Origin of the sequence: Nostoc sp. 'Peltigera membranacea cyanobiont' 213, assembly GCF_002245975.1 — a bacterium.
Lineage (GTDB): Bacteria > Cyanobacteriota > Cyanobacteriia > Cyanobacteriales > Nostocaceae > Nostoc.
The window spans coordinates 1-4,783 of sequence record NZ_NOLI01000263.1 but is presented as its reverse complement, the minus strand read 5'-3'; the positions used below and the strand labels follow the sequence as shown (position 1 = coordinate 4,783).

Annotated in this window: 8 protein-coding genes; 3 read left to right on the top strand and 5 right to left on the bottom strand. The window is 43.2% G+C overall.

The features are described 5' to 3' along the window. On the top strand, positions 1–229 hold a 229-nt coding region (locus CDG77_RS33475), incomplete at its 5' end, for a WD40 repeat domain-containing protein (protein WP_442946456.1). Between the two features lie 142 nt (positions 230–371). On the opposite strand, the gene CDG77_RS33470 is transcribed toward CDG77_RS33475, so the two are convergent. The 4 genes from CDG77_RS33470 to CDG77_RS33465 all read right to left on the bottom strand — a co-directional run bounded on the left by CDG77_RS33470 (position 372) and on the right by CDG77_RS33465 (position 1,924). Continuing rightward, a complete protein-coding gene (locus CDG77_RS33470; protein ID WP_094333466.1) occupies positions 372–923 on the bottom strand; it encodes a hypothetical protein in 552 nt (183 codons plus the stop codon). Between the two features lie 113 nt (positions 924–1,036). Next, a complete protein-coding gene (locus CDG77_RS37170; RefSeq protein WP_181154551.1) occupies positions 1,037–1,213 on the bottom strand; it encodes a hypothetical protein in 177 nt (58 codons plus the stop codon). A gap of 2 nt (positions 1,214–1,215) precedes the next feature. Then, the gene (locus tag CDG77_RS37165) at positions 1,216–1,356 is read right to left on the bottom strand and encodes a hypothetical protein (protein WP_181154442.1); all 141 of its coding nucleotides are present in this window, start codon (positions 1,354–1,356) and stop codon (positions 1,216–1,218) included. A gap of 106 nt (positions 1,357–1,462) precedes the next feature. Beyond that, entirely contained in the window at positions 1,463–1,924 is a 462-nt protein-coding gene (locus CDG77_RS33465) for a cupin domain-containing protein (RefSeq protein ID WP_094333465.1), read from the bottom strand. 156 nt (positions 1,925–2,080) lie between these two features. On the opposite strand from CDG77_RS33465, the gene CDG77_RS33460 reads away from it, so the two are divergent. Beyond that, on the top strand, positions 2,081–3,451 hold the full coding sequence (locus CDG77_RS33460) for an energy transducer TonB (RefSeq protein WP_094333464.1): 1,371 nt from the start codon (positions 2,081–2,083) through the stop codon (positions 3,449–3,451). Positions 3,452–3,717: 266 nt separating this feature from the next. Continuing rightward, positions 3,718–3,993, top strand: coding sequence for an HU family DNA-binding protein (locus tag CDG77_RS33455; protein WP_094333463.1), 276 nt, complete (start codon positions 3,718–3,720; stop codon positions 3,991–3,993). A gap of 26 nt (positions 3,994–4,019) precedes the next feature. Here the strand turns inward: CDG77_RS33455 and CDG77_RS33450 are convergent, their stop codons facing one another. Next, entirely contained in the window at positions 4,020–4,388 is a 369-nt protein-coding gene (locus CDG77_RS33450; protein WP_094333467.1) for a hypothetical protein, read from the bottom strand. Positions 4,389–4,783 lie beyond the last annotated feature (395 nt).

The window sequence follows — 4,783 nt, the reverse complement described above, 5'->3', positions numbered from 1 at the left end:
TGATAATTTTAATTCAGTTGAATCTCTTGCCATTAGCCCCGATGGAAAAATTCTAATTTGCGGCAATTATGATGGCAGTATTAAACTGTGGAGCTTAGAGACTTTAAAGCCGTTGCATACCTTTCAAGATGGTTCCAGTTCTGTTTTAGGGCTTGCTTTGAGCCGGGATGGTAAAACCCTTGCTAGTAGTAATGAGGATAGTACTGTACATATTTGGCAAATTAAATAACTGCATTAGCCCTATTTTTGGATGGCATATCTACTCGGACAATATTTCTCTTGAGCAGTAATTGGTTCTAGATTTCCCTTTTCTCTTTAACCGAACTGTATTGCAACGTGATTGAAGCAGTTAGCCTAGAAAAATAGGTAATTTAACCAAGATAAGGATATTGTGGCGGTTTGATTTTCAATAATTCTGTCCAGTATTTTATAGCATTATGTTTGGTGGTTTCTGTGTCACGCGATTTATGAACTTTGCATATTTCCATTATAAAATATGTAAGTTTAAGAGCAGTAAGTAAGTTCATCAACCCTACAGCTTGAAAATGTTGTAAAAATAAGTGAATAATAGTTTGTAATTTTTGTTGATGACGAAAATACATCCACCATTTCATTTGATGTATGGCAATGCTGTTTTGATAAACTAATGTAGTTTCTACTTGGGTTAATTTATCTTTAACTTGATGATAAAACTGTATTTCTTTGTCAAAATCACCTGCTTCTTGGGCTAAAACAGCATCATCAGATAATTGATAAGCCTGACTAATTAAATTACCTACCGTTTCGGACTGCTGTTGAGTATAACCAAGTTTCATATATATAGTAGCTGCTGCTGATGCCAATTCTGCAAACTCCTCAGCATCATGTAACCAATATATTTGTGCTTGTAATTCCCCTAGTGTGGCTGCTAAAGTCTCATTCATATTCAATCTAACTTTTCCTATAAGGCAATCTGGTAGTGATGCGTTCAGGGTTTCCTCTAAGAAAATGAATTGGGCGATCGCTGAAAGGATAATGCGTTTTTTACTCTTTGAGATTAGCGGATGCTCCCCTTGTAGTAAGCTAAAGCTAATATTCCAAGGGTGATGCAACGGGAGCTTGATGATAACGAAGAAGACCATTCAGTGTAGGGTTTGTGAACTGTGTTGAGGATTGAAAGCCGATGTGCGCCTAATTCCCCAGTGACCAGTGTATAGCGGTCATCTTGCTTCATTTTTATCCCCAAAATGTGATTTGGAGTAATTGTAAAGCAATCACTTCTAGCATCGTCAGGCGATCGCCTGATCGCGGAAATAACTGTTGAAGTGCGCCGTTCTTAGAGGATGCATGGCGATCGCTCCCCCTCACAACCCTCAAACCCTGCTAAAATCCCTGTATCAAATATACCAACTACCATGTCTGGCAAAGGATTTGGTCAAGGTAAACCCACAAAAATAGTACAAAAAGCATCCTGCAATTATTGCTAGTAGGGACTCGGAGCAGGTTCTCCCACACTGTTAGTCCAGATGTCGTCTGGCAGGGATCGATCGCGGTGACATACCCGATCAAGGTCAGGATACGTGATTGTGTCTACTGCCGCTCGGTTGCCGACTACTAGGCATCGCGTTGCTTTGGCACTGCGATTCTCAAGGAAGTGACCTACCGCCACTCCTGCTTGAAAAGTTGCAGCGTCGCCAGGACGTAATACAGTCTTTGTGTCTCCTTCAATGAGCGCGATCTCGCCTTCGAGGACATAGACCATTTCATCCTCAGCACTATGCCAATGCTTGATCGATGAACGAGAGCCAGGTTGCAGAACTTCGATGAACGCGCCAAACAGGGTAAGCCCTCCTGCTTCACTGATCCAGAGGGTGCGATTTGGCTCGTGCGCGGCGTGAGAAGGGCTTTCCTCTACGAGGAAACGATCAGGAGTGATAACAGTCATACTGACACCTCTAGGAATTCTGGGGCATATATCTATTCCATTATGTCTAGTAGTCTGCCAAGGGAATTTTGCCAGTCTTATAGATAACCGGAAACAACAGAAGCCTGTACCCTATAAATAGACTGTTGAGGCTGCCATTAAAGAAAGTACAATAACATGGCTTCATTTGATGAATTTGTGTGCAATCGGAGTGTGCGCTCTGTCGATATGATCTTTGGTGTAGTTATTTCTATCCTATTGCACTCTATTTTATTAATAGGGAGCAAATATTGGCACAGAGCTTTGATACATGAGCCGAAGCAAGAAATTAGCCAAGAGATTCCAATCCAGATAGTTGAAGTTCCCGATAATAAAACAGACATACCTCCTGAAACCTCAATCCGGGCTAGCAAAAATTCTCTTGCTGGCGGTAAAGCTTTTCCAGAAAGACCTATTTCTCTGGTAAAGTCAGGGTATTTGGGAGGACATAAAGCCGATAATGCGCGTTCTTCTGACTTAACAGCCTCATCTCCCCTCAAGGTATTCCAGGCAGGACGGCAGCAGCAGAAAATGGAATTACCAAATCTATCTGGTCAACAACCGCAACTCAAATCTCCAAAAACGGCATCATCTGCACACGTAGTACAAGTATCTAACTCTCAAAAAATTACAGTAGCACCAGTGACTAGATCACAGGCAGTTCCGCTTCTTAAAACAGCGTCTTTGACAACACCTTTAGTACTCAACCCAAAACAAGTAGCATCAGTATCTGCAACCAAAGCACAAGTACCTAATTTCAAGAAAAATGCATTCGCTCCAACGATTACGGCATCAGCAACTCCACTGAGAAAAATAGTACCCCTAACGAGACTAATATCACCCAATTCCAAACAAATAGCCTCAGCACCTACAAGCACAGCGCAAGTACGTAATTTCAAAAGAAATACAGTAGTAGCAATAACTACACCACCGTCAGCCCAATTGGGAAAAACAGCACTTGAAAGAGCTACGACACTACCAGCACCAAACAATCCTAAAAAGTTAGGGCAGTCGAGAATTGGATTCAGTGGGCGAACACCGACCCAAGCTGAGTCATCTCTAAAAACAGGTGCGGCAAGTTTGTTGGGTGGTACTGTGGGTGTATCTAGTCAGAATTATCGCGGCGATCAACTTGCAGCTGTGCCTAATTCCAACCGCGATCGCCTTGGGGCTTCTGGTATTGATACCCGCAGTCTAGATATAGACCTCACCTCTTACTTAAATAAACTAAAGCAACGTGTTCAACAGCAGTGGCTACCAGGAATGAGCCAGTCTAATCGGCGAACGGTGCTTAACTTTACTATTAACCGTTCAGGTCAAGTTAGCAATCTCAATATTGTACAAACCTCTGGATTTAATGTAACTGATGAAGTAGCACTCAATGCTATACAGCGATCTGCACCTTTTGCGCCTTTGCCCACAGGATATACCAAGAACTACATTGATATCGAATTTACATTTAGTATCAATGTTTATGGCGAGCTAAATTTATCAAGGGATGGTGGCTAACAACAGGCAAACAGAGTTTTGGCTGGCAGGTAGAACGAGTATGTAGAACTGTACCTCTGCATCCGTAAAAATATTAATAAACAGTTACAGCAGTCAGACATTCAGGGAAGCGAAATAGCGATTATCTATCATGCCAAATCGACACAGTAGTAGTAGTCGTGCATTGTTAATTTTCGCGTGTTGCTAGAAAATTATTCCTTTTCCCCTTTATGAATAAGAGGTAATAATGCTAAATTTCGATTACTGGCAATGTTTCAGGGTGATTTATGAACAAAGGCGAATTAGTAGATGCTGTAGCAGCCAAAGCCAATGTCACAAAAAAGCAAGCTGATGAAGTCATTAGTGCTTTTTTGTCAGTTGTTACCGAAGCTGTAGCCAATGGTGAAAAGGTAACGCTCATTGGTTTTGGGTCATTCGAGCGACGCGATCGCTCAGAACGTGAAGGGCGTAATCCGAAAACCAATGAGCCAATGACAATTCCAGCGACCAAAGTGCCTGCGTTTTCTGCTGGAAAGCAGTTTAAAGAAAAAGTAGCGCCATAAAGCATAAGTAAGAAAGAGCGAACGCTCTAAATTGAATCATCCATCCAGCCGCACTTACAATCCCAATGCACCCTTGAAGTGTCGCCCCGGTCAAATTCACTACTACACTGTGGACATCTACCAGTAAACATCGGATGCCAATCAAGTAACTCCAGTTTTTGCTGTTGTGTCCACCTCTGTTGTGGTTGCAAAATTAGTTCGCCGTTGTAGTAGGTTGCGCCTTCTGGCTCCCACAGTTCTACTGGTTCGGCGTTGGGGTCTTCTCGAAAGTCCAAGCAGCTATCACCGTCTACACCATCAGGGTGAACGATACAGATGAGGTGGGGGTTGTATGAGTAGAGGAGACAGCGATGCCGAAGGCGGGCTACGCCTACGCAGTGGGGAATTTTCGGCATAGTACCAGTGTACTGCTTTGAAAAAGCGATCGCTGCAAGGGCTGAAAACATATTTATCAATTTATATAAACTAAACTGTTGAGTTTGCCCCTGCTTACAGCTCGCTTCACACTACCCCGGGTTGCCTTGCGTGTCGTTACATCCGCCACGGCCCCAACGAATCCCGCCGAATCCGCTGCCAGTGCCGTCGATCTTCTCCATAAAAGTTGTACCCGAAATCCGTAACTTGAGCGTTCCATGTCCCCACGCTTGTCCGCGAACGTCGGCCCACTCCCCATCAATGAGATTGCCGTTTCGCGTACCTTTGAACACGTTGGTTCGTTGCAGTTAGCACAACTATTGCGTAAACGAGTACCGCAAAGAAAACAGCATTGCGATCGCACTAATAACCAAAT